Here is a 24,162-nt window from a genome sequence, read left to right on the forward strand (position 1 = left end):
GTCCCGCGCCAGCGGCCAGCCAGTGCGCTGGCGGGCCGACAGCCAGGGCTTTGTGATCGAAGGCCTGCAAGGCGGCACCCGCCAGGGCGCCTGGCTGCACCCGCCGGTGGCAGTGCGCAGCAGTGGCGATATCATCCTGGGGCCCGAGGCACTGATCGGCCCCAGACGGTGGTGCTGGCCTACCCCAACCGCAGCGCGGGCAGCATTGCCGTGGCCACCGATGGTGTGCGCCCCTTTGCGCTGCAGGCCCCCTGAACCCTTTCCCGACAAGCACCGCGTGCGCAGCAAGTCCTCGCCCCACTCCGGCTTCACCCTGATCGAGGTGCTGGTCGCGCTCGCCATTGTCGCGATCGCCTTGCTCGCCGGCGGCAAGGCGATGAACGCGCTGACCCAGACCGCAGGGCGCCAAAGCGACGTGATGCTCGCGCAGATCTGCGCCGAAAACCAGCTGATCGCCGCGCGCCTCTCCCAGCAACTGCCCGGGCTGGGCACCACCAGCGTGGCCTGCGAGCAGGCTGGCCGCCTGTTTGATGTGCGCGTGGGCGTGTTTGCCACGCCGAACCCGGATTTCCGCCGCATCGATGCCCATGTGTTCTCCGGTGGCGCACCTTTGCTGCGCCTCAGCACCATCGTGGGGAGGTACTGATGCAGCGCTTCCCCCGTTTTAGTCAGCAGCGCAGCCAGGGCTTTACCTTGATCGAGCTGCTGATCGCCATCTCCATCCTGGCCGTGATGACCATTGCCAGCTGGCGCGGCATCGATGGCATGGTGCGCGCCCAGCAGCAGGCCCGCGATTACAGCGAAGAGGTGATGGTGGTGCAGGCTGCACTGTCGCAGTGGAACACCGACCTCCATGGCATTGAGCGCGTCTCCAGCACCACCCCGTTGGACTGGGATGGCCGCGTGCTGCGGCTCACGCGCCGCAGCAGCGACATCAACGAGCAAGGCCTGCGCGTCGTCAGCTGGGCCCAGCGCCGCCTGGGCAACCGCGACTACTGGGTGCGCTGGCAATCCTCGCCAGTGCGTGATCTGCAGCAGTGGCAGCAGGCCTGGGACATGGCCGCCCATGCCGTCACCAACAGCGCCATCACCAACAATTCCGGCGACGGCGGCCCGCAGCAAACCGTGCTGATGCCCATCAGCGGCTGGCAGCTGCTGTATTTTCGGGGCAACAGCTGGAGCAACCCGCTGTCCAGCCAGGGCGCCAATCCCCAGACCGATGCCAACAACCCCACGACGGTGGCGCTGCCCGATGGCATCCGCCTGCGCCTGGAGCTGCCTGCACCGGGCGCGCTGTCGGGCGTCATCACCAACGACTGGGTCAACCCCATCGTGTCGGGCAACAAATCATGAAGCCGCTCCGCATTCCCGCTTGCGGCCAGCGCGGTGCAGCACTGCTGGCCGCCATGCTCACCGTCACCCTGGTGGCCACCATTGCCGCCAGCGCCCTCTGGCAGCAATGGCGCAATCTGGAGGTCGAGGGCGCCGAGCGCACCCGCGTACAGGCCGCCTGGTTGCTGCTGGGCGGTCTGGATTTTTCTCGCCAGGTGCTGCGCCAGGATGCGCGCGTGGGCGGCCCCGATTCACTGTCCGAGCCCTGGTCGGTGCCGCTGGCCGAAGCGCGCCTGTCCACCTTTTTGCAGGCCTCCAACAACCAGAGCAATGCCGATGACAGCAGCATCGATGCCGCCCAGGCCTTTCTGTCGGGCGCGATTGTCGATGCCCAGGCGCGCCTCAACATCCGCAACCTGGTCGCCAACAACCAGATCAACAGCGTCGCGCTGCGCCAGTTCCAGCGCCTGTTCGAGCGCCTGGGCCTGCCCGGTGCCGAGCTGACCGTCCTCAGCCAGCAGGCGCTGGCCGCGCTGCGCAGCGAGGGCCAGCCCGCCAATGCGCCGCTGCTGCCCCGCACCTATAAGGAGCTGGCCTGGTGGGGCCTGTCGCCGTCCACCCTGACCCAGCTGGAGCCCTATGTGGTGCTGCTGCCCCAGGAGAGCAGGGTCAACGTCAATACCGCCTCGGCCACCGTCATCTGGGCCGCCGTGGAGGGCCTGGATTTTGCAACGGCCCAGCAAATGACCCAGATGCGGCTGAACAAGGCTTTCGAGAGCACCGCCGAGCTGCAGCAGCGCTTCAGCAACAATACCGCGCTCACCAATGCCAACGCACTGCTCGATGTCAAATCGGTGTATTTCGAAGTCTGGGCACGCCTGCGCTTTGATGACCTGGTGGTGCAGGAGAAATCCCTGGTCTACCGCCAGGGGCTGAATGTAACGACCGTGGTGCGCGAGCGCGGTGCCGCGCTGGCCACCAGCCTGATGGGCGATGGCAGCGGCAACCCGGTGGCGGCGCGCTAACAGAAACATGATGACAAACGTATTGCAGTTTGGTGAAGCCGAGCCCTCTACAATGCAGCGCACAACACGCTCATGAGTACCTTACTGATTTCACTGCCGCTGGCCGCTGGGCCGGACACGGCGCCCAGCGCAGCCGGAAGCTATAGCTACGCCCTGTCTCCGGATGGCGTGGCCATCAGCCAGCAAGGCAGCACCACCGCCGGCCTGCTGCCCCAACCCGGCCGCGCTGGTGAGGTGGTGGCCGTGGTACCGGCGGCCCTGCTGTCGTGGCAACGGGTCAGCCTGCCCCAAGGCGTGGGCCCGGGCTCGCCCCGGCTGCGTGCCGTGCTCGAAGGCCTGCTCGAAGAGCGCCTGCTGGACGACCCCGCCCAATTGCACTTCGCGTTGCAACCCGATACCCGTGCCACCGGCCAGGGCGAACCGATCTGGGTTGCCTGCTGCCCGCGCCAGTGGCTGCGCGAGCATCTGCAGGTGCTCGAAGCCGCAGGCCGCGCCGTAGCCCGCGTGGTGCCCAGCCATGCGCCGGGCGAGCCGTCGCCCGATGGCGCGCAGATCCTGGTCACCGGCAGCCCTGAGTTGGCGCAGGCCGTGGTCTATGGCACCGGCAGTGCCGATGCGGTGCTGGTGCTGCCCGTCTCGCGCGAGAGCGCAGCACTGCTGCCCCCGCTCGGCCCCGACAGCATCGTGCATGCCGAGCCGGCTGTGGTCAGCACCGCCGAGCACTGGCTGCAGCGCCCGGTGCAGCTCTACAGCCCTGCACAGACCATGCGCGATGCTGCACGCAGCGACTGGGACCTGGCGCAGCTCGAATTTGCCAACAGTGGGCGCAACCGCCTGCAACGGCGCCTAGGCAGCGGCCTCAATGATGTGCTCCATGCCCCGGCATGGCGCCCGGCGCGCTGGGCCGTGCTGGCGCTGGTGGTGCTCAGCCTGGTGGGCGCCAATATCTGGGCCTGGCAAGAGCGCCAGCAGCTGCAGGCCAAGGCCGCACTGGTGCGCAGCACCTTGACCCAGGCCTTCCCCAACGTGCAAGTCGTGGTCGATGCGCCCGTGCAGATGGCACGCGAAGTCGCCAACCTGCGCCAGGCCTCGGGCGGCTTGTCGCCGTCAGACGCCGAACCGCTGCTGGCCGCTGCCGGCCAGGCGCTGTCCAGCCTGCCCACAGGTACGGTGCCGAGCACGGTCGAATACAGCGGCGGCGAGCTGCGCCTGCGCGGCCTGCCCACCGATCGCTTTGATGCCTTCCGCCAGAAACTGCAAGCCCAGGGCCTGCAGGCCCAGATGCAAAACGACCAGTGGGTCATCCGCGCGCAGGCCCAGCCATGAAGAAACATTCCTCCCGCCCGCCGGCATCTGCAGCGGCCTCGTCCTCCGCAGCCCAACTGCTGCGCCAACGCTGGCGCGCGCTGGATGCACGTGAGCGCCGGGGCGTCAGCCTGGCCGCTGGCGTGGTGCTGATCGCGCTCCTGTGGTGGCTGGCCATTGCGCCGGTGCTGCAGACCTGGCGCAGCGCGCCCGCCGCACATGCGCAGCTGGACCAGCAGCTCGCCCGCATGCAGGCCTTGCAGGCCGAAGCGCGCCAGCTGCAATCGGCCACTACGATCACCGCCACGCAGGCACGCCAGCAGCTCGAAGCCTCGCTCACGCAGCAGCTGGGCACCAGCGCCAAACTGACGGTGCTCGGCGAGCGCGTGACGGTCACGTTGAGCCGCGCCTCGGCCGCCTCCACCCAGCGCTGGCTGGGCCAGGTGCGGGCCAATGCGCATGCGATTGCCACCGAGTTGCGCCTGACCCGCGACGAGCCGGCCAAGGGCGCAGGCTCCGCTGCCGCGCCCACCTGGTCGGGCAACATCGTCTTGCAGTTGCCGGCCCAGTAAGCGGCACACAGCGCATGGCCCGGCAACGCATGAACCCCACCCTGCCCCACGGCAGCGCCCGTGCGCCCTGGCGCTGGGCAGTATTGGGCGCCTGCACGGGCGGCCTGGCCGCGCTGGTGCTGTTTGCGCCCGCACACTGGTTGGCGCAAGGCCTGGCCTGGGCCAGCCAGGGCCAGCTGCAGCTGCGCGAGCCGCGTGGCACGGTCTGGAACGGTTCCGCCCAGTTGGTGTTCACCGGCGGACAGGCCAGCCGCGACCAGATGGCCCTGCCCGGCCGGGTGGACTGGGCATTGCGCCCCGGCCTGCGGGGCTTGAACATGCGCTGGAACGCCAGCTGCTGCATGGCCGCGCCCCTGCCCATCCGCATCCAGCCCCATTGGGGCGGTGCCAAGGTGCAACTGGGCGCGCATGAAAGCCGCTGGCCGGCATCGCTGCTGGTGGGCCTGGGTACGCCCTGGAACACCCTCCAGCCCCAGGGCCAGCTGCTGCTCAAGACCCATGATCTGTCGCTGGCACTCAATGCCGGGCGCCTGCAGGTCGAAGGCGGCGCCGATCTCGATGTGATGACGGTGACCTCCCGCCTGTCGACGATACAGCCGCTGGGCAGCTACCGCCTGCAACTGCAAGGCGGTGACAGCACCAGCTTGCAGCTGACCACCCTGGATGGCGCGCTCCAGCTCAAAGGCCAGGGCCAATGGGTGGGCCAGCGCCTGCGTTTTCAGGGGGAAGCCTGGGCCGCCGAAGGGCGCGAGGCGGCTCTCGCAAATCTATTGACTATGATCGGGCAGCGCAGCGGAAGCCGCGTGCTGCTCTCGGTTGGTTGAACATATGATGCATTACCACTCTCCCATTTATCGATTTGCGCTGCACTCCATTGCGGCGAGCGTCCTTCTAATGGGCGGCAATGGCGCGGCGCTTGCGCAGACGGCTGTCAACGCCGGCACTGCCAGCATTCGCCCCGGCGAGCCGGTGACCCTGAACTTTGCCAATGCCGACATCGAGTCCATCGCGCGCACGATGGCCACCATCACCGGCAAGAGCGTGGTGGTGGACCCGCGCATCAAGGGCACGATGAACCTGGTGACCGACAAACCCGTCTCGCCCCAGGCTGCGTTCGAGCAGTTCCTCGCCGCCTTGCGGCTGCAGAACTACACCGTGGTCGAGGCCGCAGGCCTCTACAAGGTCGTGCCCGAGGCCGATGCCAAGCTCCAGGGCGGCACGGTGCGCATCACCCAGGGCGGCGCCGGCGGGCAGGTGCCCGGTGGCGGCCAGATCGTCACCCAGATCTTCAAGCTCAACTTCGAGAGCGCCAACAACCTGGTGCCGGTGCTGCGTCCGCTGATCAGCCCCAACAACACCATCAATGTGAACCCGGGCAACAACTCCCTGGTCATCACCGACTACGCCGACAACCTGCAGCGCCTCTCGCGCATCATCGCGTCGATGGATGTGGCCAACGCCAGCGATGTGGAAGTGGTGCCGCTCGAGCATGCGGTGGCCACCGACATCGTGCCCATGCTGCAGCGCCTGCTGGAAGGCGGCCAGACCGTGTCCGCCAGCGGCACGGCCACTGCCGGCGCAGCCCCGGGCGCCGCACAGACCGACAACGCCTACCGCACCTCGGTGCTGGCCGACCCGCGCACCAACAGCATCCTGCTGCGCGCGGCCAACCCGGCACGCCTGTCGCAGGCCAAGATGCTGATCGGCAAGCTCGACAGCCCCAGCCGGGGCGCCAACGCCTCGGGCAACATCCATGTGGTCTACCTGCGCAATGCCGATGCCACCGCGCTGGCGACGACCTTGCGCGCCGCACTGGCCGGCCAGGACGGCAACAGTGCAAGCCCCTCCACCAACCTGTCGAGCAGCGGCAGCAGCGGTGGGCTCAGCACCAACACGCGCAGCGGCCTCACCTCGCTCGGTGGCAGCACCAGCGGCACACTGGGCAACAGCGCCAGCAACAGCAGCGCTGGTGGCCTGGGCTCGGGCGCGCGCCTGGGCACCGGCACCTCGTTGGGCACCTCGGGGGACAGCGGCAGCGCCACCGGCGGCATCATCCAGGCCGACACGGCCACCAACTCGCTGATCATCACCGCGCCCGAGCCGCTGTACCGCCAGATCCGCTCGGTCATCGACCAGCTCGACAGCCGCCGCGCCCAGGTGCTGGTCGAGAGCCTGATCGTCGAAGTCAGCGCCGAGAAGGCTGCGCAGTTTGGCGTGCAGTGGCAAAGCCTGCTGGGCCAGGGCAATAACGTCGTCGGCGTCATCGGCAACAACTTCACCGTGGGCGGGGCCAACCTGTTCAACCTGGCCGCCGGCATTGCCAATGGCACCTACAGCACCCTGCCCAGCGCCGGCATGAACGCCGGTATCGCCTTCAAGCACAACGGCGAATATGTGCTGGGCGCGCTGGCCAATCTGCTGCAGACCAATGCCGATGGCAATGTGCTGGCCACCCCCAACCTGCTGACCCTGGACAACCAGGAAGCGCAGATCCTGGTCGGCCAGAACGTGCCCTTCGTCACCGGCTCCTACGCCAACAGCACGGGCAGCAGCACCGTCAACCCCTTCACCACGGTGGAGCGCAAGGACGTGGGCCTGACCCTGCGCGTGCGCCCGCAAATCAATGCCAACGGCACCGTCAAGCTGACCATTTACCAGGAAACCTCCAACGTGCTCGACGGCACGACCACCAATGCCAATGGCCCCACCACCAACAAGCGCTCGATCGAATCGACCGTGCTGGTGGACGATGGCTCGGTGATCGTGATCGGCGGCCTGCTGCAAGACCAGTACTCCGGCTCGGTGCAGAAAGTGCCTTACCTGGGCGATATCCCCGGCATCGGTGCGCTGTTCCGCAGTGACACCCGCTCGCGCAAGAAGACCAACCTGATGGTCTTCCTGCGCCCCGTGGTGATGCGCGATGCCGCCACCACCCAGCAGGTCAGCATGGACCGCTACGAGCTGATGCGCGGCGCGCAGATTGCCGCCCAGCCCGAGCAAAGCACGCGCGTGCCGATCAACGACTCGTCCATCATCACGCCGATGGGCCAGCAGACCTCAGGCACGCCACTGGGCTACTCCGAAACACCGGTGATCGAGTCCCGCCCGCTGACCGTGACGCCGCAAGGCATGCGCTTCGAGCCCTGATAGCGCGCACAGAGAGCCGAACCCATGCGCCACCCCCTGCCCTATGCCTTTGCGCGCAGCAGCCAGCTGCTGCTGGAAGAAGATGCCGGCCAGCACCTGCTGTGGCACGGCGCGCAGCCCCAGGGCTCCGCGCTGTCCGAGGTGCTGCGCAAGTACCCCGTGCAGCACCTGGCCCAGCTGGACGATGCCGAACTGGCCCAGCGCATCAGCGCCGCCTATTCGCACAGCGAATCGAATGCCGCCACCGTGATCAGCGAGGTGGAAGAAGGCACCGACCTCTCGCGCATGATGCAGGACATCCCCGCCGTTGAGGACTTGCTCGAATCGGCTGGCGATGCACCCATCATCCGCATGCTCAACGCGCTGCTCACGCAAGCTGCGCGCGACGGCGCCTCGGACATCCACATCGAGCCCTATGAGCGCCATTCCAGTGTGCGCTTTCGCATCGATGGCTCGCTGCGCGAAGTGGTACAACCCCACCGCGCGCTGCATGCGGCGCTGATCTCGCGCCTCAAGATCATGGCCGACCTGGACATCTCGGAAAAACGCCTTCCCCAGGACGGCCGTATCAGCCTGCGCCTGGGCACCCGCGCCATCGATGTGCGGGTCTCCACCCTGCCCAGCGCCCATGGCGAGCGCGCCGTGCTGCGTCTGCTCGACAAGAGCGAATCCAAGCTCAGCCTGGGCTCGGTCGGCATGCAGGGCGAAACGCTGGCGCGCTTTGAAAAACTGGTGGCCCAGCCGCACGGTATCGTGCTGGTGACCGGCCCCACCGGCTCGGGCAAAACCACCACCTTGTATGCGGCGCTCAGCGGGCTCGATGCCAGCCAGGGCAACATCATGACGGTGGAGGACCCGATCGAGTACGAGCTGTCGGGCATCGGCCAGACCCAGGTCAACCCCAAGATCGACCTGACCTTTGCCAAGGCCTTGCGCGCCATCCTGCGCCAGGACCCGGACATCATCATGATTGGTGAAATCCGCGATTTCGAAACCGCGCAGATCGCCATCCAGGCCTCGCTGACCGGTCACCTGGTGCTGGCCACTTTGCACACCAACGATGCGACCAGCGCCATCACTCGCCTGACCGACATGGGCGTCGAGCCGTTTCTGCTGTCCTCCTCGCTCTTGGGCGTGCTGGCCCAGCGCCTGGTGCGCCGCATCGACGACAGCGATCCCAGCGGCTACCGGGGCCGCACCGGCATCTTCGAGTTGCTGGTGGTGGACGAGGCCATCCGCGCCCAGATCCACGCCCAGGCACCCGAGTCCGAGATCCGCAACCAGGCAATGGCCAACGGCATGCACCTGATGCGCGAGGACGGCGAGCGGCTGGTGCGCGAAGGCATCACCAGCGCAGAAGAAGTCGTGCGCGTCACCCGCGATTGACAACGCCCCTCCCCATACCCTTGGCGGCGCCGCCCGCGCCAACGGGTATTGGCGATTTGACACAATCGCCCCATGTTGGAATCGCTCAATACCCTCGTCGCGCCCTACGGCGGCATGTTGTTTCTCTGGCTCACCGTGCTGGCCATCGCCAGCCTGGCAGCGCTGCGCCATTTTCAGCCGCGCATGTCCACCGCGCAGCTGCGCCGGCTGATGCGCATCGCCGGCCTGATGGCGCTGGTGATCTCCTGGTTTGCGATGCAGCAAGGCGAGCGCTACCTGGCGACGGCGCTGCTGGTGCTGCTCTGGGGGATTCTGGTGGGGATCAGCTGCGCGCGGGCGATTCGGCAGCGTTGAATTCAGGCAGCTTTTGCGCTGCCTCGGTCTGACTAAAACAAGGCTCCGGCCTACGCATTTCCCCCATACCCACAGTCAGCAAAGGATATTTGCCTAGGCAAGAATGTCCGCATGACTGAGACAAAAACACCCCCCGCGCTTTCGATGTTGGACCTGGTGGCTGTGCGCGAAGGCGGCACCGTTGCCCAGGCTTTGCAACTGGCCGTGCGCACGGCGCAGCATGTCGAGTCACTCGGCTTTACGCGCTACTGGATGGCCGAACACCACAATATGCCGGGCATTGCCAGCTCGTCCACGGCCGTGCTGATCGGCCATGTGGCGGGGGCCACCCAGCACATCCGTGTGGGCTCGGGCGGCATCATGCTGCCCAACCATGCACCGCTGGTGGTGGCCGAGGCCTTTGGCACCCTGGCCGAGCTCTACCCGGGCCGTATCGACCTGGGCCTGGGCCGCGCACCCGGCACCGATGGCATGACGATGCGGGCACTGCGCCGTGACCGGGTCGAGACCGAAGAGGATTTCCCCCGCGATGTGATGGAGCTGCAGCGCCTGCTGGGCCCCGCCCAGCCTGGGCAAAAGCTGGTGGCCACGCCGGGTGCTGGCACCCATGTGCCGCTGTGGTTGCTGGGATCGAGCTTGTTCTCGGCCCAGTTGGCCGCCCACCTGGGCCTGCCCTATGCCTTTGCCTCGCACTTTGCGCCGCGCATGCTGCAGCAGGCCGTGCAGCTGTACCGCGACCTGTTCAAGCCCTCGGCTACCCTGGACAAGCCCTATGTGATCGTCGGCGCGCCGGTGATTGCAGCGCCTACCGACAGCGAAGCCGAGTTCCTCGCCAGCAGCACCTACCAGCGTGTGCTGGGCATTGTGACCGGCAAGCGCGGCCTGCTGCCGCCACCGGTTGAAGGCTTTATGGACAGCCTGAACATGGCCGAGCGCCAGGCGATCGAAGGCTTTTTGGCGGTGGCCTCCATTGGCGGGCCCGAGCGGGTACAGCAGCGCCTGAAGGTGCTAGCCCAGCACACCGGGGCCGACGAGCTGATGCTGGTTTGCGATGTCTATGATGGCGATTTGCGTCTGCGCTCGCTCGATATTGCCACGCAGGCCTTGCGTGCAGGCTACGCCGCCTAAGCAGCGGCTTAACCTGCGCCTTTCGCCCTGATCAGCGCCCTTTTTTCAGCAAAAGCGGCGCCGCTCCCGCCTCACCCAGGCTATGCTTGCGCCATGTCTGCTCCCTCTAGAACCACCCTGCCAGTGGCACTGACGGCCTGCACTCTGCTGGCCGGCTGCCTGCAGCAGCCCCCCGACGATCCACCGCCACCCACGCCCCAGGCACAGGAGGCTGCGCCGGCCATGGCCCTGCCTGCAGCGGCCGCCCAGCCCCCAACCAGCGCCGGCAACGAAGACCCCGCGCTGGCGGCGCACATGCAAACGCCCGAGTTCCGCCGCGAATACCGTACCAAGCAAGAGCAATTGCAGACCGAGGCCGACGTGCAGGAAAACGCCCCCTGGCTGGGCAGCACCGGGTTGACGGAGGCCCAGGAGCGCTCCGTGCCGCGCTATGTGCGCATGGAACTGGGCCAGTCGCTGGCCAGCGCCGACCCGGTGCTGGCTGAGGATTTGCAGTACATCGGCCACTTTGCCGAGCTGGACGGCACCGTCTACTACTGGCGCATTCCGGACAAGGCCCATGCCCACGGCGACACCCATGCCGGCCCGGCCTATGTCTACATCCGCAAGGACACGGCGGGCGTGTTCTACACCGACTGGGGCAACCGCACGCCACCGGGCTGATGGCGGCCATCGCGGCTGTACAGCGCGTGGCCAGGAATAACGTCTATTCCACCGGCGCGCGCCGCCTGCTTTCATAATGGCCAGCGGAGACCTACCGCATGAGCCACACCCCATCCCCAGCGCTGGCCGATCCCCGGCGCGATCCCCAGCAGTTTCTTCTGGACCTGTACCAGCGCGCGGTGCAGCGCGCCCAACCGCTGCACAGCATGGCGCAATACCTGCCGCCACCGCCCAAAGGCCGCACCGTGGTGCTGGGCGCCGGCAAGGCGGGCGGCTCGATGGCGCAGGCGCTCGAGGCCCTGTGGCCCCAGGATGCACCACTGTCGGGCCTGGTCGTCACCCGCTACGGGCATATTCCGCCCCGCCCTCCAGGGCTGGCCCAGCGCCTGGAGGTGGTCGAAGCCGCGCATCCGGTACCCGATGCCGCCGGCCTGGCCGCGGCTGAACGCATCCTGGCGCTGGCCCAAGGCTTGACCGCCGATGACCTGGTGCTCTGCCTGGTCTCGGGCGGTGGCTCGGCGCTGTTGACCCTGCCCGCCGACGGCATGGACTTGCAGGACAAGCAGCGCATCAACCAGGCGCTGCTGGAGAGCGGTGCCGCCATTGGCGAGATGAACTGCGTGCGCAAGCACCTCTCGCGCATCAAGGGCGGGCGCCTGGCCGCTGCCTGCTACCCCGCGAAGGTGGTGACCCTGACCATCAGCGATGTGCCTGGCGACGACCCCTCGGTCATCGCCAGCGGCCCCACGGTGTCCGATGCCTCGGCCTGCGCCGAGGCGCTGGCCATTCTGAACCGCTACCAGATCCCGTTGCCCGACAGTCTGCGCGCCGCGCTGGAAGATGGCGCGCTGGAAACCCCCAAGCCCGGCGATCCACGCTTTGCCAGCCACGAGGTGCATTTGATCGCCACGCCCCAGCAATCGCTGGATGCGGCAGCCGAAGCCGCCGTTGCCGCCGGTATCGCCGCCCATGTGCTGTCCGATGAAATCGAGGGCGAATCGCGCGAGATCGGCAAGATGCATGCAGCGCTGGCACGCGCCGTGGCCCGCCACGGCAGCCCCTTTGCCAAACCTTGCGTCATCCTCTCGGGCGGCGAGACCACGGTCACCATCCGACCGCGCCAGCCCGGCGCGGCCAAGGGGCGCGGTGGGCGCGCGGGCGAATTCTGCATGGGCCTGGCGCAGGCCTTGCAAGGCCAGGGCGGTGTCTGGGCGCTGGCGGCCGATACCGATGGTATCGATGGTGTGGAGGACAATGCCGGCGCGCGCGTGGCGCCCGACACATTGCAGCGCGCTGCGGCGCTGCAGTTGCGCCTGAGCGACCACCTGGACCGCAACGATGCCTATGGCTTTTTCGAAGCGCTGGGCGACCTGGTGGTGACCGGGCCGACGCACACCAACGTCAACGATTTCCGCGCCATTCTGATTCTGTGATCCGGGCTGCCAGGCTGGGCAGACGCTCCGCGCCTAGCCGCCTTGGGGCAGGTTTTCCCACCAGGCGGCATCAAAGCTGCCCTGCAGGAACGCGATAAAGGACTGCACCTTTTGCGGCACCAGGCGCGGCGAGGGGTAGACCGCGTGGATCTCCTGCTCCGGCAGGCGGCAGGTCTTGAGCACCTCGACCACGCGGCCCGCCTTTAGCGATTCATGCGCCACATAGCGCGGCAGCGCGGCGACGCCCATGTGCGAGCGCGCCGCAGCCAGCAAGGCCGAGAGGTTGTTGGAGCGCAGCCGCCCGGTGACCGGCACGGAGACGGACTCGCCACTGGCATTGCGCAGGCGCCAGACATCATTGCCCTGCACGCTGCTGTAGATCAGCGCCGAATGCTCTTTCAGTTCCGACGGCTTTCGGGGCGTGCCGTGCTTGCGAAGGTAGGCGGGCGAGGCCACCAGCACCCAGGGATTGACCCCCAGCATGCGCGCGCCCAGCGATGAATCGGCCAGCTTGCCCAGGCGCAGCGCCACATCGATGCCCTGGGCCACCAGGTCGGTGTAGCGGTCTTCAAAGCTCAGGTCCACCTGCACCTGCGGGTTGTGTTGCATGAACTCCATCGCCAGCGGAATCAGCACGCGCCGCCCAAACGCCACCGAGCTGCCAATGCGCAGCTGGCCCTGCACCTGCGTCTGCCGCACCTGCACCACATTGTCGGCATCGGCCACATCGCTGACGATGCGCTTGCATTTCTCGTAGTACAGCGCGCCCGCTTCGGTCAGGCTCACACCGCGCGTATTGCGGTTGAGCAGGCGCACTTTGAGCCGCGCCTCCATCGCTGCGACCTGCTTGGTCACCGTGGGCTGGGTCGATGAAAACTCCTGCGCCACCTTGGTGAAGCTGCCCGTTTCCACCACGCGCACAAACATGTGCATGGCATCGAGTCGGTCCATGGTTGTGTCTCCTGGGATAGCTGCGGCCTGGCAGGCCGCATGTCACATGCGGGGCGCTTTTTTGAACAGGTTCATAGCACCTCTGCGCCCGATGATGCGGCATGCAGCGCACCGCCGTCCATTCCTGGCTGGAATAAATTTTATGGTCCGCCTGCGCCTTCCGGCAAACGCCCTCCTTCCCTACAGTCGATCCCAGCTGTAAAGGAGACCCCATGGCCAAAATGAAAGCGATCGAAGCCGCCGTCCGCGTGCTGGAAAAAGAAGGTGTGAGCGTCACATTCGGCGTTCCCGGCGCTGCCATCAACCCGCTGTACGCGGCGATGAAGGAGCATGGCGGCATCGGCCATATCCTCGCCCGCCATGTCGAAGGTGCCAGCCACATGGCCGAGGGTTATACCCGCGCTGTGGCAGGCCATATCGGCGTCTGCATCGGCACCAGCGGGCCGGCCGGCACCGACATGATCACCGGGCTGTACTCGGCCAGCGCCGATTCGATCCCGATCCTGTGCATTACCGGCCAGGCGCCGCGCGCCCGGTTGCACAAGGAAGACTTCCAGGCCGTGGACATTGCCTCCATCGCCAAGACCGTGACCAAGTGGGCGGCCACCGTGCTGGAGCCCGCCCAGGTGCCCGGCGCCTTCCAGCAGGCCTTCCACCTGATGCGATCCGGCCGCCCCGGCCCGGTGCTGATTGACCTGCCCATCGATGTGCAACTGGCCGAGATCGAGTTCGACATCGACACCTACGAGCCCCTGCCCGTCTACAAGCCCGCCGCCACGCGCAAGCAGGCAGAGAAGGCCATCGCGATGCTCAATGCCGCCGAGCGCCCGTTGATCGTCAGCGGCGGCGGCGTCATCAATGCCGATGCCGCAGACCTGCTGGTGGAACTGGCGGAGACCCTCGATCTGCCGGTGGTTCCCACGTTGATGGGCTGGGGCAGCATCCCCGACGACCACCCGTTGATGGCCGGCATGTGCGGCCTGCAGACCAGCCACCGCTATGGCAACGCCAGCATGCTGGCCTCGGATTTTGTGCTGGGCATCGGCAACCGCTGGGCCAACCGCCATACCGGCTCGGTCGATGTCTATACCAAGGGCCGCAAGTTCATCCATGTCGATATCGAGCCTACCCAGATCGGCCGCGTGTTTGCGCCTGACTTCGGCATCGTCTCGGACGCCAAAGCCGCGCTGGAGCAGTTCGTTGCTGTCGCCAAGGACTGGAAGGCCGCCGGCAGGCTGCGCGACCGCAGCGCCTGGGTGGCCGACTGCCAGGGCCGCAAGAACAGCATCGACTACCTGCGCAAGACCCACTTCGACAACGTGCCGATGAAACCCCAGCGCGTCTACCAGTGCATGAACCAGACCCTGGACCGCGACACCACCTATGTCTCCACCATCGGCCTGTCGCAGATTGCCGGGGCGCAGTTTCTGCATGTCTACAAGCCGCGCCACTGGATCAACTGCGGCCAGGCCGGTCCCTTGGGCTGGACCACGCCGGCCGCGCTGGGCGTGCGTGTGGCCGATCCGCAGCGCAAGATCGTCGCGCTGTCGGGCGACTACGACTTCCAGTTCATGATCGAGGAGCTGGCCGTGGGCGCGCAGTTCAAGCTGCCCTACATCCATGTGCTGGTCAACAACAGCTACCTGGGACTGATCCGCCAGGCGCAACGCGCCTTCAGCATCGACTACTGCGTGCAGCTCGCCTTTGACAACATCAACATGGACGCCGGCGAGGCCGCGCGCGGCTATGGCGTGGACCACATCAAGGTCGTCGAAGGCCTGGGCTGCAAGGCCATCCGCGTGCACCGCCCCGAAGACTTTGCGCCCGCAATGGAGCAGGCCGAGGCCTGGATGGCCGAGCACCGCACGCCGGTCGTCATCGAATGCATTCTGGAGCGGGTGACCAATATCGCGATGGGCACCGAGATCGACAACGTCGTCGAGTTCGAAGGCCTGGCCACCGGCAAGGCCGATGTCCCCAGCGCCCTCGCGATGCTGGATTGAAGAGCCCCTCGTTTTTTAACCGGAGTTTTGCCATGCCCCGTTTTGCTGCCAACCTCAGCATGCTGTTTACCGAAGTGCCCTTTCTCGACCGCTTCGAGCGCGCCGCCCAGGCCGGCTTTGAGGCCGTGGAGTTTCTGTTTCCCTATGCCCATAGCGTCGATGAGATCCAGCAGCGGCTCGATGCGACGGGCCTGCAGATTGTGTTGCACAACCTGCCTGCGGGCGATTGGGAGGCCGGCGAGCGCGGCATTGCCTGCGATCCCCGGCGGGTGGATGAATTCCGCGCCGGCGTTGCCAAGGCCGTCACCTATGCCCATGCGCTGGGCGTGCCCCAGCTCAACTGCCTGGCCGGCAAGGCGCCCGCCGGTGTGGATGCCGCCACCCTGCGCCGCACCCTGGTCGACAACCTGCGCTTTGCCGCAGCGGCGCTGAAGATGGCCAACCTGCGCCTGCTGGTCGAGCCCATCAATGCCTTCGACATTCCCGGCTTTTACCTCGGCCGTACGGACCAGGCGCTGGCCATTTTGGACGAAGTAGGCGCCGCCAATGCCTTTGTGCAGTACGACATCTACCATGCCCAGCGCAGCGAAGGCGAGCTGGCTGCCACCTTGCAAAAACACCTGGCCCGCATCGGCCATGTGCAGCTGGCCGACAACCCGGGCCGCCACGAGCCGGGCACCGGCGAGATCCACTACCCCTTCCTGTTCGCACACCTGGACCGCATCGGCTACAGCGGCTGGGTGGGTTGCGAATACAAGCCCGCGCAAAGCACCGAGGCGGGCCTGCACTGGCTGCAGACCGTGGCGGGCCAGAAGCGCGCGGCGGCCACTGCTTGACCGCCCCGGGACCGACACCCACACATCGATAAAAACCAAGGAGATTTCCGCATGCATGCAACGCCACTCAAACTGGGCTTCATCGGCCTGGGCATCATGGGCGCGCCCATGTGCAGCCACCTGATCGCCGCCGGCCACCAGCTGTTCATCAACACGCGCGGCAAGGTGCCCGCCGCCATCGCCGAGAGCAGCGCCACCCAATGCACATCGGTGCGCGGTGTGGCCGAGCGGGCCGACATCGTCTTTGTGATGGTGCCCGACACGCCCGACGTCGAGCAAGTGCTGTTTGCGGCTGATGGCCTGGCCGCCGGCCTCAAGGGCAGCAGCGGCAAGATTGTGGTCGATATGTCGTCCATCTCGCCGGTAGCGACCAAGGACTTTGCCAAGCGCATCACGGCACTGGGCGCGCAGTACCTGGATGCGCCAGTATCGGGCGGCGAGGTCGGGGCCAGGAATGCCACCCTGTCCATCATGGTCGGCGGGCCGGAGGCAGCCTTCGAGCGGGTCAAGCCGCTGTTCGAGACCCTGGGCAAGAACATCACCCTGGTAGGAGGCCATGGCGACGGCCAGACCGCCAAGGTGGCCAACCAGATCATCGTGGCGCTGAACATCGAGGCGGTGGCCGAGGCGCTGCTGTTTGCATCGCGTGCCGGTGCCGATCCGGCCCGGGTGCGACAGGCGCTGCTGGGCGGCTTTGCATCGTCCAAGATTCTGGAAGTGCATGCCGAGCGCATGATCCAGCGCACGTTTGATCCGGGCTTTCGCATCGCGCTGCACCAAAAGGACCTGAACCTGGCGCTGTCCAGCGCACGCCAGCTCGGCGTGTCACTGCCCAATACCGCCCAGGCGCAGGAGCTGTTCAACAGCTGCGTGGCCCATGGCGGTGCGGGCTGGGACCATTCCGGCCTGGTGCGTGCGCTGGAGATCCAGGCCAATTTCGAGATCGGGCAAAAAGCGCCGGGCTGAGCCAGCCGCAGGCCCGGCAGACCGGCTATGCTTGCGCGATGTCCCGCCCTGCCCGCCTGCTCCGCCTGCTCGATCTGTTGCGCCGCGCCCGCCAGCCCCAAACCGGCCCGGCGCTGGCCCAGACCCTCGAGGTGAGCCTGCGCACCCTCTACCGCGATATCGCCAGCCTGCGCGAGCAAGGCGCGGCCATTGAGGGCGATCCGGGCATTGGCTTTGAGATGCGGCCCGGCTTTTTGCTGCCGCCGCTGATGTTCAATGCCGATGAGCTCGAAGCCTTGCTGCTGGGCGCGCGCTGGGCCAGCCTGCAGGCCGACCCGCAACTGGCCAATGCCGCCAGCGCCGCGATGGACCGCATCCGCAGCGCCTTGCCGCTGGAGCTGCGCATCGCAGTCGATACCAGCGGCCTGATGGTGCCCAACATGCAGCCCACCCTCCAGCCCGAGCCCTGGCAGACCGCGCTGCGCCGCGCGATCCGTGCCGAGCACAAGGTGGTGCTGCACTACGAGGACCAGCACGGCTGCCTGACCGAGCGCCTGGTCTGGCCGTTTGCCATGGCCTATTTCGACCGCAGCCGGGTGGTCTCTGCCTGGTGCGAGCTGCGCCAGGGCTTTCGCCATTTTCGGGCCGACCGGGTGCATGCGATGCAGGAGCTGCAGGAGCGCTACCCGCAAAGCCGGCACCGCCTCATCCAGCGGTGGTTGGCGGAGACGGGCTATACGTTGGAAGGCTGGTCCTGAGCGCCTGCGCCCGGATCGGAAACAGGTGCCCGGCACGGACCTGCGCCCCATGTCAGCTGCTGACAGTTTCTGTCAGCACCCCTGTCTAACCTGCAGGGCATGGCGATCTTGCCAAGCCCTGAAAGGACCAAGACATGACCCCCCACAACGCCCCGCTGCGCTTTTTCTGCCACCCCCAGTCCCGCGCCCGTATCGTGCGCTGGATGCTGGAAGAGTGCGGCGCCGTCTATGAACCGGTGCGTCTGGAGTTTGGCGGCACGATGAAGGCGCCCGATTACCTGGCACTCAACCCTATGGGCAAGGTGCCGGCGCTGCAGCATGGCAACACGGTGGTGAGCGAGACCGGCGCGATCCTGGCCTACCTGGCCGACTTCTACCCCGAAAAAAAGCTGGCACCGGCGCTGGACAGCCCCGAGCGCGGCAGCTACTACCGCTGGCTGTTCTTTGTCGCCGGACCGGTCGAGGCCGTGTCCACTGCCAAGGCGGAGGGTTGGCTGCAGAACCAGACCGAGCGCCAGGCGCTGTCGGCCGGCTATGGCCGGTTTGACGATGTGCTGCGCAGCCTGCAGCTGGCGGTGACCGGCAAGCGCTATGCCTGTGGCGACCACTTCACCGCGGCCGATCTGTACCTGGCCAGCTACATCGGCTGGAGCATGCAGGAAGGCACCTTGCCAAGCTTGCCCGCCTTCCAGGACTACGCGCTGCCGCTGCTGCAGCGCCCGGCTGCCCAGCGTGCCGATGCGCTCGATGGCCCCGTGCAGATGCCCGGCGCAGCGGCTGCCTGATCGGGCCGCTGCCATCGGCATGCCATGTGGATCAGGCACAATAGCCCGGGGTGGCCGTGGCGCCACCTTGTTATATCCACCAGTCCATGCCCGCTTTTTCGTACGAAGTTCTAGACGCCCAGGGCCAGACCCGCAAGGGCATGATCGAAGCCGACAGCGCCAAGGCGGCACGCAGCCTGCTGCGTGCCCAGGCCATGGTGCCGCTGGCGGTCGAGCCGCTGGGCGATGTCGACGACAGCGGTGCCAGCACGGTGCGCAGCCGGCGCGCGGTCTTCAATGCCACGAGCCTGGCAGTCTGGACGCGCCAGCTCGCCGGCCTCATCAGCTCCGGCCTGCCGCTGGAGCGCGCGCTGACTGCCCTGATCGAAGAGATCGACAGCGAGCCCCAGCGCCAGCTGGTCGCCAGCCTGCGCGCCGAAGTCAATGGCGGCTCCACTTTTGCCAAGTCGCTGGCCCTCTATCCTCGTGATTTTTCGCAGATCTACCGCGCCGTGATCGATGCGGGCGAGCACAGCGGCCACCTGGACCAGGTGCTGTCGCGGCTGGCCGATGATCTGGAAGAGCGCGACCAGCTCAAGAACAGCCTCATCGGTGCCTCGCTCTACCCGGCCATCGTCACCTGCTTTGCGTTTGTCGTGGTGATGGTGCTGATGAGCTATGTGGTGCCCCAGGTGGCCGAGGTGTTCTCGGGCACCAAGCATGCGCTGCCGCTGCTGACCCGCATCATGCTGGGCTTCAGCGACCTGATCCGCCACTGGTGGTGGCTGGGCGCGGGCCTGGCCATTGTCGGCACCGTGATGCTGCGCCTGTCGCTGCGCCAGCCGGCCTTTCGCCAGCGCTTTGATGCCGGCTGGCTGCAGCTGCCGGTCATCGGCAAGCTCTCGCGCAACTACAACGCCGCCCGTTTTGCCTCCACCCTGGCGATGCTCAGCAATGCCGGTGTGCCCATATTGAAGGCGCTGCAGGCCGCTGCGCAAACCGTCTCCAACCAGGCCATGCGCCAGGATGCCATCGATGCGCTGGACATGGTGCGCGAAGGCGCACCGCTCGCCTCGGCCCTGGCCCAGAAAAAGCGCTACCCGGCGCTGCTGTCGATGTTTGCCCGCCTGGGCGAGCAGACCGGCGAGCTGCCGCAAATGCTGCAGCGTGTGGCCAACCAGCTGGCCGGCGATGTGAAGCGCCGCGCAATGCGCCTGGCCACCATCCTGGAGCCGCTGCTGATCGTCGGCATGGGCATCGTGGTCGGCATCATCGTGATGGCGGTGCTGATGCCCATCATCCAACTCAACCAGTTTGTGCGTTGAACGCTGCAGGCCAGGGCGCCGTGCGGCGCGCCTGGTCTGGCTCAGCCTTTACTCCGCGTGGATCTTGTTGGCCTTGACCACCTCGCCCCAGAGCTTGTACTGCGCGCGCGTCATCGCATCCAGCTGCTCAGGCGTGCCGCCGCCCGGCTGGTCACCACGTTCCTGAAAGCTGCGGATCACAGCCGGCTCCTTCAGCACCGTGTTGATGGCGGCATTGAGCTTTTGCACCACCTCGGGGCGGGTGCCGGGCGGGCCATACATGCCGATGAACGAGATGATCTCGAAATCCTTCAGGCCCACTTCGGCGGGGGTTGGCACATCGGGCAGCGAGGCCACGCGGCTGCTGCTGGTCACCATGATGGCGCGCACCTTGCCGGACTTGATATAGGGATCAAACACCGAGGTGGCATCGAACATGGCCTCGATACGGCCGGCCATCAGATCGATCACCGCCGGGCCGCTGCCCTTGTAGGGCACATGGTTCATCGCCGGGCTGCCCAGGCGCTCGCGCATCAGCTCGGTGGTCACATGCACCAGCGAGCCGGCACCGGGGGTGCCATAGTCCACACCCTTGCCGGCCTTGGCGCGCTCCTTGACGAGGGCGGCAAACTGCGCAAAGTCCTTCACCGGCGATGCAGCCGGCACCACCAGCACCAGCGGCGACTGCAGCAGAATACCGACCGGCACAAACTTGGTCGGATCGACAATGCCCAAGGTCGGGAAGACATGCGGGGTCACGGTCATCGAGCCGTTGCCCACCAGCATGCGGTAACCATCGGGCGCCGAGCGCATGATGTCGGCCGAGCCCAGGTTGCCGTTGACGCCGGCCTTGTTCTCGATGACCACGCCCTGGCCCAGGTTGGCCGCGAGGCTGTTGCTGATCACACGGGCAGCAAAATCGGTCTGCCCCCCCGGTGGAAAGCCCACCATCAACGTGACCGGTTTGGTCGGATAGGCACCTTGCGCCAGCGCTGGCGCGCTGGCCCAGCCGGCACCCAGCGCCAGGCCCAGGGTCAGACCCTGGGTGATCTTGCGGCGCAGCATCGCGTGCGGTGTGGTCTTGGTCTTGGTCTTCATTGTTATGTCTCCTTGGTTTGAAATCAGACTGCAGCAGTCGCTGCGCTGTCTTGCTGCACGGGTGAGAACTTGTCCACCGCTTCCCACAGGCCGTTGATGTAGACGGCGCCCAGTGCCCGGTCGTAGAGGCCATAGCCGGGCTTGCCGGTTTCGCCCCAGATCATGCGGCCGTGGTCCGGGCGCACATAGCCTTCAAAGCCCACATCGTGGTAGGCCTTGACGATGGCCGCGATATCGAGCGAGCCGCAGGTCGAGAGGTGGGCGGTCTCTTCGAAATCGCCGTCGGGCGAGACCTTGACATTGCGGATATGCGCAAAGTGGATACGGCCGCGGCCGCCAAACTCGCGCACCAGCGCCTCGACATTGTTCTGCGGGCCGGCGCCCAGCGAGCCCGAGCACAGGGTCAGGCCATTGGCGGGGCTGTCGATCAGGTTGACGATACGGGCCAGGTCGTCGCGGTTCTTCACGATGCGTGGCAGGCCAAAGATCGGGCGCGGCGGGTCATCGGGGTGGATCGCCATCTTGATGCCGCACTCCTCGGCCACCGGGATGACCGCCTGCAGAAAATAGGCCAGGTTCTGCCAGAGCTGCTCGGCATCGACCTGGCGGTAGGCCTGCAGCAGGCCTTGCAGCTCATCGCTGCGGTAGCTGCTGTCCCAGCCGGGCAGCGAGATGCCTTTTTCCGCATCGATGCTGTCGGCCATGCGGCTGTCAAAGGCCAGGCAGGTGGAGCCATCGGGCAATTGCTTGGCCAGCTCGGTGCGCGTCCAGTCAAACACCGGCATGAAGTTGTAGCAGACGACCTGCACACCGGCGGCGGCCAGATGGCGCAGGGTTTGCTGGTAGTTGGCGATCAGCTGGTCGCGGCTGTCGCGGCCGAGCTTGATGTCCTCGTGCACCGGCACCGATTCCACCAGTTCAAAAGCCAGGCCGGCGCCTTCGATCTGCTGCTTGAGCGCCTCGATCTTGGCCAGCGGCCAGACGGCGCCCACCGGCTCGTCATAGATCGCCGAGACGATATGGGTGACCCCGGGGATCTGGCGGATATAGGCCAGGGACACCGGGTCCGAGCTGCCAAACCAACGAAACGACATCTTCATGGATGCACCTTTTCCTGCAATCAAAAAATCTGGTTAGACCAATTCTACAAACTGGCTAGACCATTTAAATTGATGGTTTACCACTATGTCCGGTATTTGCCGCTTTGGGGCCAGACGGCGGCTTACACTGCTGCTGGCCCTTCCGGTTTTGGCGGACCGGCCGATGAATGGAATACGGAATACGCGCAAGATGCCCCACAAGCTGGTCCCTCCGGTTGACGATGACAGCCGCACCACCGGTGTCAGGTCCTACCAGGACCTCGCCAGAAAAATCCTCGAAGAAACCGCCGCAGGCAGCGCGGCAGCCGACCAGCGCCTGCCGTCGGAGCGCACCCTGGCCGACATGTTCGGCGTCAGCCGCACTGCCGTGCGCGAGGCCATCATTGCGCTGGAGGTGCAAGGCCTCGTCGAGGTGCGCCTGGGATCGGGCATCTACCTGCAACCCCCGGGTGCCAGCGGCCCCAGCCGCCTGCCCGCCTTTGATGTGCCCACCGGCCCCGGCCCGCTGGAAACCCTGCGTGCCCGCGTGCTGGTCGAGGCCGAGATTGCCGCCGCCGCTGCCAGCGAACGGCGCGATGCCGACCTGGACCGCATGCTCGACGCCCTCGCCACCATGCGCCTGCAACTGGCCGACAAAGACGCCTACGACGCGGCCGACCGGCGTTTTCACCTCGCCATTGCCGAGGCCACCGGCAACCGCGTGCTGCAGCACATGGTGGAAGCGATGTGGGACAACGCCCGCCAGGACCCGCGCTGGGACAAGATCGAGCAGCATTTCCACTCCGAGCAGCTGCGCGAGGCCAGCCTCAAGGACCACCAGGCCATCTTTGCCGCGATTGCCGAGCGCCAGCCCGAGCAGGCGCGACAGGCGATGCAGCAGCATCTGGGAAGGGTCATCTCCCAATTCTCCCAAGCCTGGTATTGAGAGGGACTAATACAGCCCTTGATACGTCGTTGCGAAGCCTTGTCGTACTTTCAGTACTGCCTGCGGCTTCACGCCTCGTCTCAACCGCCAACCTTTGGTTGGCTGGGCCGTATTAGCCCCTGGAGAAAGTACCTCTGTTGATTGGGAAGACTGCGCTATATTGGCCCCAGTTCAGCAACAAGGACGGCCATGGCTGCCACTCTCGACAACAAGCTGGTGGTCGCGATCTCGTCGCGGGCGCTGTTCAACTTTGAAGAAGAAAACCGGGTTTTCGAGCAGGACAAGGACCAGGCCTATGCCCGGCTGCAGCTGCAGCGGCTGGATATTCCGGCGCCGCCGGGCGTGGCCTTCTCCTTGGTGCGCAAGCTGCTGGCCTTCAACAGCGGCACGGTGCAAAAGGTTGAGGTGGTGCTGCTGTCGCGCAATGACCCGGTGAGCGGCATGCGGGTGTTCCGCAGCTGCAAGGCCCATGGGCTGCATTCGATCCAGCGCGGGGTGTTCACCCAGGGGCGCGACCCTTTCCGCTACCTCAAGCCGCTGGGCGCGCATTTGTTCCTGTCGGCCAATGCCACCGATGTGCAGCAGGCGCTGCAGCTGGGCTTTCCGGCCGCGCGGGTACTGACCGAATCGGCCCAGGCGCAGGACAGCCACCCCGATGAAGTGCGCATTGCCTTCGATGGCGATGCCGTGCTGTTCTCCGATGAGGCCGAGCGCGTCTTCCAGGCCCAGGGGCTGGATGCCTTCCAGCGCCATGAGATCGAACATGCCACCCGGCCGCTACCCGATGGCCCCTTCAAACCGCTGCTGGCCGCGCTGCACCGGCTGCAGCAGGATGTGCAAAGCCAGATGCGCATCCGCACTGCACTGGTCACCGCCCGCAGCGCGCCTGCGCATGAGCGCGCTATCCGCACCCTGATGGACTGGAACATCGGTGTCGATGAAACCATGTTCCTCGGCGGCCTGGCCAAGGGCGAGTTCCTGCGCGAGTTCGAGCCCGATTTCTTCTTTGACGACCAGACCGGCCATGTGTCCAGCGCAGCGGCCCATGTGCCGGCCGGGCATGTGAGCAGCGGCATCTCCAACCTCTGAACTCATGCGCCACTGCGCCCCACCCAGGCGTGAAAAAGCCGCTG

General features: G+C 66.5%; 23 protein-coding genes. 20 read left to right on the forward strand and 3 right to left on the reverse strand.

All coding sequences use genetic code 11. From position 1 onward, the window contains the following. The first annotated feature begins 220 nt into the window (after positions 1–220). The 12 genes from gspI (at position 221) to MJ205_RS16235 (ending at position 12,345) form a co-directional block, all read left to right on the forward strand. The gene (gene gspI / locus MJ205_RS16180) at positions 221–646 is read left to right on the forward strand and encodes a type II secretion system minor pseudopilin GspI (RefSeq protein WP_239809395.1); all 426 of its coding nucleotides are present in this window, start codon (positions 221–223) and stop codon (positions 644–646) included. Next, positions 646–1,353 carry a prepilin-type N-terminal cleavage/methylation domain-containing protein gene (locus tag MJ205_RS16185; protein WP_239809396.1) on the forward strand — a complete coding sequence of 236 codons (708 nt, stop codon included), beginning with the start codon at positions 646–648 and terminating at the stop codon, positions 1,351–1,353. The genes gspI and MJ205_RS16185 overlap by 1 nt, the downstream gene beginning before the upstream one ends. Beyond that, positions 1,350–2,357 carry a type II secretion system minor pseudopilin GspK gene (gene gspK, locus MJ205_RS16190; RefSeq protein WP_239809397.1) on the forward strand — a complete coding sequence of 336 codons (1,008 nt, stop codon included), beginning with the start codon at positions 1,350–1,352 and terminating at the stop codon, positions 2,355–2,357. Before MJ205_RS16185 ends, gspK begins: the two co-directional genes overlap by 4 nt. A 72-nt stretch (positions 2,358–2,429) precedes the next feature. After that, positions 2,430–3,683 (forward strand): type II secretion system protein GspL, encoded by a 1,254-nt coding sequence (gene gspL / locus MJ205_RS16195; protein WP_239809398.1) that lies wholly within the window; start codon positions 2,430–2,432, stop codon positions 3,681–3,683. After that, complete coding sequence (gspM, locus tag MJ205_RS16200; RefSeq protein WP_239809399.1) at positions 3,680–4,234, forward strand: type II secretion system protein GspM; 555 nt, start codon at positions 3,680–3,682, stop codon at positions 4,232–4,234. Before gspL ends, gspM begins: the two co-directional genes overlap by 4 nt. Positions 4,235–4,263: 29 nt before the next feature. Then, positions 4,264–5,058: a type II secretion system protein N gene (gene gspN / locus MJ205_RS16205; RefSeq protein WP_239809400.1), complete on the forward strand. Its 795-nt coding sequence runs from the start codon at positions 4,264–4,266 to the stop codon at positions 5,056–5,058. A 4-nt stretch (positions 5,059–5,062) separates the two neighbouring features. Next, entirely contained in the window at positions 5,063–7,381 is a 2,319-nt protein-coding gene (gene gspD, locus MJ205_RS16210; protein ID WP_429949145.1) for a type II secretion system secretin GspD, read from the forward strand. Positions 7,382–7,405: 24 nt separating this feature from the next. After that, entirely contained in the window at positions 7,406–8,767 is a 1,362-nt protein-coding gene (locus tag MJ205_RS16215; RefSeq protein ID WP_239809402.1) for a GspE/PulE family protein, read from the forward strand. A gap of 72 nt (positions 8,768–8,839) precedes the next feature. After that, the gene (locus MJ205_RS16220; protein WP_021025524.1) at positions 8,840–9,121 is read left to right on the forward strand and encodes a hypothetical protein; all 282 of its coding nucleotides are present in this window, start codon (positions 8,840–8,842) and stop codon (positions 9,119–9,121) included. A gap of 111 nt (positions 9,122–9,232) precedes the next feature. Then, on the forward strand, positions 9,233–10,249 hold the full coding sequence (locus MJ205_RS16225; protein ID WP_239809403.1) for an LLM class flavin-dependent oxidoreductase: 1,017 nt from the start codon (positions 9,233–9,235) through the stop codon (positions 10,247–10,249). A gap of 93 nt (positions 10,250–10,342) precedes the next feature. After that, positions 10,343–10,912, forward strand: a complete 570-nt coding sequence (locus MJ205_RS16230; protein WP_239809404.1) for a hypothetical protein — start codon at positions 10,343–10,345, stop codon at positions 10,910–10,912. 98 nt (positions 10,913–11,010) lie between these two features. Next, on the forward strand, positions 11,011–12,345 hold the full coding sequence (locus MJ205_RS16235) for a glycerate kinase type-2 family protein (RefSeq protein WP_239809405.1): 1,335 nt from the start codon (positions 11,011–11,013) through the stop codon (positions 12,343–12,345). 33 nt (positions 12,346–12,378) lie between these two features. On the opposite strand, the gene MJ205_RS16240 is transcribed toward MJ205_RS16235, so the two are convergent. Beyond that, positions 12,379–13,296, reverse strand: a complete 918-nt coding sequence (locus tag MJ205_RS16240) for a LysR family transcriptional regulator (RefSeq protein ID WP_239809406.1) — start codon at positions 13,294–13,296, stop codon at positions 12,379–12,381. A gap of 212 nt (positions 13,297–13,508) precedes the next feature. Here MJ205_RS16240 and gcl point away from each other — a divergent pair, with 212 nt between their 5' ends. From gcl to gspF, 6 genes are all read left to right on the forward strand, one after another. Continuing rightward, positions 13,509–15,299, forward strand: a complete 1,791-nt coding sequence (gcl, locus tag MJ205_RS16245) for a glyoxylate carboligase (protein ID WP_239809407.1) — start codon at positions 13,509–13,511, stop codon at positions 15,297–15,299. Positions 15,300–15,331: 32 nt separating this feature from the next. Beyond that, entirely contained in the window at positions 15,332–16,135 is an 804-nt protein-coding gene (gene hyi / locus MJ205_RS16250; protein WP_239809408.1) for a hydroxypyruvate isomerase, read from the forward strand. 51 nt (positions 16,136–16,186) lie between these two features. Further along, positions 16,187–17,101, forward strand: coding sequence for a 2-hydroxy-3-oxopropionate reductase (gene glxR, locus MJ205_RS16255; protein WP_239809409.1), 915 nt, complete (start codon positions 16,187–16,189; stop codon positions 17,099–17,101). Positions 17,102–17,139: 38 nt separating this feature from the next. Next, entirely contained in the window at positions 17,140–17,838 is a 699-nt protein-coding gene (locus tag MJ205_RS16260) for a helix-turn-helix transcriptional regulator (protein WP_239809410.1), read from the forward strand. Between the two features lie 134 nt (positions 17,839–17,972). Continuing rightward, positions 17,973–18,623, forward strand: a complete 651-nt coding sequence (locus MJ205_RS16265; protein ID WP_239809411.1) for a glutathione S-transferase family protein — start codon at positions 17,973–17,975, stop codon at positions 18,621–18,623. An 86-nt stretch (positions 18,624–18,709) separates the two neighbouring features. Further along, on the forward strand, positions 18,710–19,927 hold the full coding sequence (gspF, locus tag MJ205_RS16270; protein ID WP_230779170.1) for a type II secretion system inner membrane protein GspF: 1,218 nt from the start codon (positions 18,710–18,712) through the stop codon (positions 19,925–19,927). A 48-nt stretch (positions 19,928–19,975) separates the two neighbouring features. Here gspF and MJ205_RS16275 read toward each other — a convergent pair whose 3' ends face one another. Both MJ205_RS16275 and uxuA read right to left on the reverse strand, forming a co-directional pair. Beyond that, entirely contained in the window at positions 19,976–21,004 is a 1,029-nt protein-coding gene (locus MJ205_RS16275) for a Bug family tripartite tricarboxylate transporter substrate binding protein (protein ID WP_239809412.1), read from the reverse strand. 23 nt (positions 21,005–21,027) lie between these two features. Beyond that, entirely contained in the window at positions 21,028–22,104 is a 1,077-nt protein-coding gene (uxuA, locus tag MJ205_RS16280; protein WP_239809413.1) for a mannonate dehydratase, read from the reverse strand. Positions 22,105–22,294: 190 nt separating this feature from the next. Between uxuA and MJ205_RS16285 the strand changes: the two genes are divergently transcribed. Together MJ205_RS16285 and MJ205_RS16290 are read left to right on the forward strand one after the other, a co-directional pair. Then, positions 22,295–23,029, forward strand: coding sequence for a FadR/GntR family transcriptional regulator (locus MJ205_RS16285; protein WP_239809414.1), 735 nt, complete (start codon positions 22,295–22,297; stop codon positions 23,027–23,029). Positions 23,030–23,218: 189 nt separating this feature from the next. Beyond that, positions 23,219–24,118 carry a 5'-nucleotidase gene (locus MJ205_RS16290; protein ID WP_239809415.1) on the forward strand — a complete coding sequence of 300 codons (900 nt, stop codon included), beginning with the start codon at positions 23,219–23,221 and terminating at the stop codon, positions 24,116–24,118. The last annotated feature ends 44 nt before the right edge of the window (positions 24,119–24,162 follow it).

Origin of the sequence: Comamonas sp. B21-038 (genome assembly GCF_022387135.1) — a bacterium.
In the GTDB taxonomy this organism is placed as follows: Bacteria; Pseudomonadota; Gammaproteobacteria; order Burkholderiales; family Burkholderiaceae_C; genus Comamonas; species Comamonas sediminis.

Bases quoted from the DNA above. Each gene is read 5' to 3' on its own strand.
- gspI (WP_239809395.1), top strand. From the start codon at position 221: ATGGTGTGCGCCCCTTTGCGCTGCAGGCCCCCTGAACCCTTTCCCGAC.
- MJ205_RS16185 (WP_239809396.1), top strand. From the start codon at position 646: ATGCAGCGCTTCCCCCGTTTTAGTCAGCAGCGCAGCCAGGGCTTTACC.
- gspK (WP_239809397.1), top strand. From the start codon at position 1,350: ATGAAGCCGCTCCGCATTCCCGCTTGCGGCCAGCGCGGTGCAGCACTG.
- gspL (WP_239809398.1), top strand. From the start codon at position 2,430: ATGAGTACCTTACTGATTTCACTGCCGCTGGCCGCTGGGCCGGACACG.
- gspM (WP_239809399.1), top strand. From the start codon at position 3,680: ATGAAGAAACATTCCTCCCGCCCGCCGGCATCTGCAGCGGCCTCGTCC.
- gspN (WP_239809400.1), top strand. From the start codon at position 4,264: ATGAACCCCACCCTGCCCCACGGCAGCGCCCGTGCGCCCTGGCGCTGG.
- gspD (WP_429949145.1), top strand. From the start codon at position 5,063: ATGATGCATTACCACTCTCCCATTTATCGATTTGCGCTGCACTCCATT.
- MJ205_RS16215 (WP_239809402.1), top strand. From the start codon at position 7,406: ATGCGCCACCCCCTGCCCTATGCCTTTGCGCGCAGCAGCCAGCTGCTG.
- MJ205_RS16220 (WP_021025524.1), top strand. From the start codon at position 8,840: ATGTTGGAATCGCTCAATACCCTCGTCGCGCCCTACGGCGGCATGTTG.
- MJ205_RS16225 (WP_239809403.1), top strand. From the start codon at position 9,233: ATGACTGAGACAAAAACACCCCCCGCGCTTTCGATGTTGGACCTGGTG.
- MJ205_RS16230 (WP_239809404.1), top strand. From the start codon at position 10,343: ATGTCTGCTCCCTCTAGAACCACCCTGCCAGTGGCACTGACGGCCTGC.
- MJ205_RS16235 (WP_239809405.1), top strand. From the start codon at position 11,011: ATGAGCCACACCCCATCCCCAGCGCTGGCCGATCCCCGGCGCGATCCC.
- MJ205_RS16240 (WP_239809406.1), bottom strand. From the start codon at position 13,296: ATGGACCGACTCGATGCCATGCACATGTTTGTGCGCGTGGTGGAAACG.
- gcl (WP_239809407.1), top strand. From the start codon at position 13,509: ATGGCCAAAATGAAAGCGATCGAAGCCGCCGTCCGCGTGCTGGAAAAA.
- hyi (WP_239809408.1), top strand. From the start codon at position 15,332: ATGCCCCGTTTTGCTGCCAACCTCAGCATGCTGTTTACCGAAGTGCCC.
- glxR (WP_239809409.1), top strand. From the start codon at position 16,187: ATGCATGCAACGCCACTCAAACTGGGCTTCATCGGCCTGGGCATCATG.
- MJ205_RS16260 (WP_239809410.1), top strand. From the start codon at position 17,140: ATGTCCCGCCCTGCCCGCCTGCTCCGCCTGCTCGATCTGTTGCGCCGC.
- MJ205_RS16265 (WP_239809411.1), top strand. From the start codon at position 17,973: ATGACCCCCCACAACGCCCCGCTGCGCTTTTTCTGCCACCCCCAGTCC.
- gspF (WP_230779170.1), top strand. From the start codon at position 18,710: ATGCCCGCTTTTTCGTACGAAGTTCTAGACGCCCAGGGCCAGACCCGC.
- MJ205_RS16275 (WP_239809412.1), bottom strand. From the start codon at position 21,004: ATGAAGACCAAGACCAAGACCACACCGCACGCGATGCTGCGCCGCAAG.
- uxuA (WP_239809413.1), bottom strand. From the start codon at position 22,104: ATGAAGATGTCGTTTCGTTGGTTTGGCAGCTCGGACCCGGTGTCCCTG.
- MJ205_RS16285 (WP_239809414.1), top strand. From the start codon at position 22,295: ATGCCCCACAAGCTGGTCCCTCCGGTTGACGATGACAGCCGCACCACC.
- MJ205_RS16290 (WP_239809415.1), top strand. From the start codon at position 23,219: ATGGCTGCCACTCTCGACAACAAGCTGGTGGTCGCGATCTCGTCGCGG.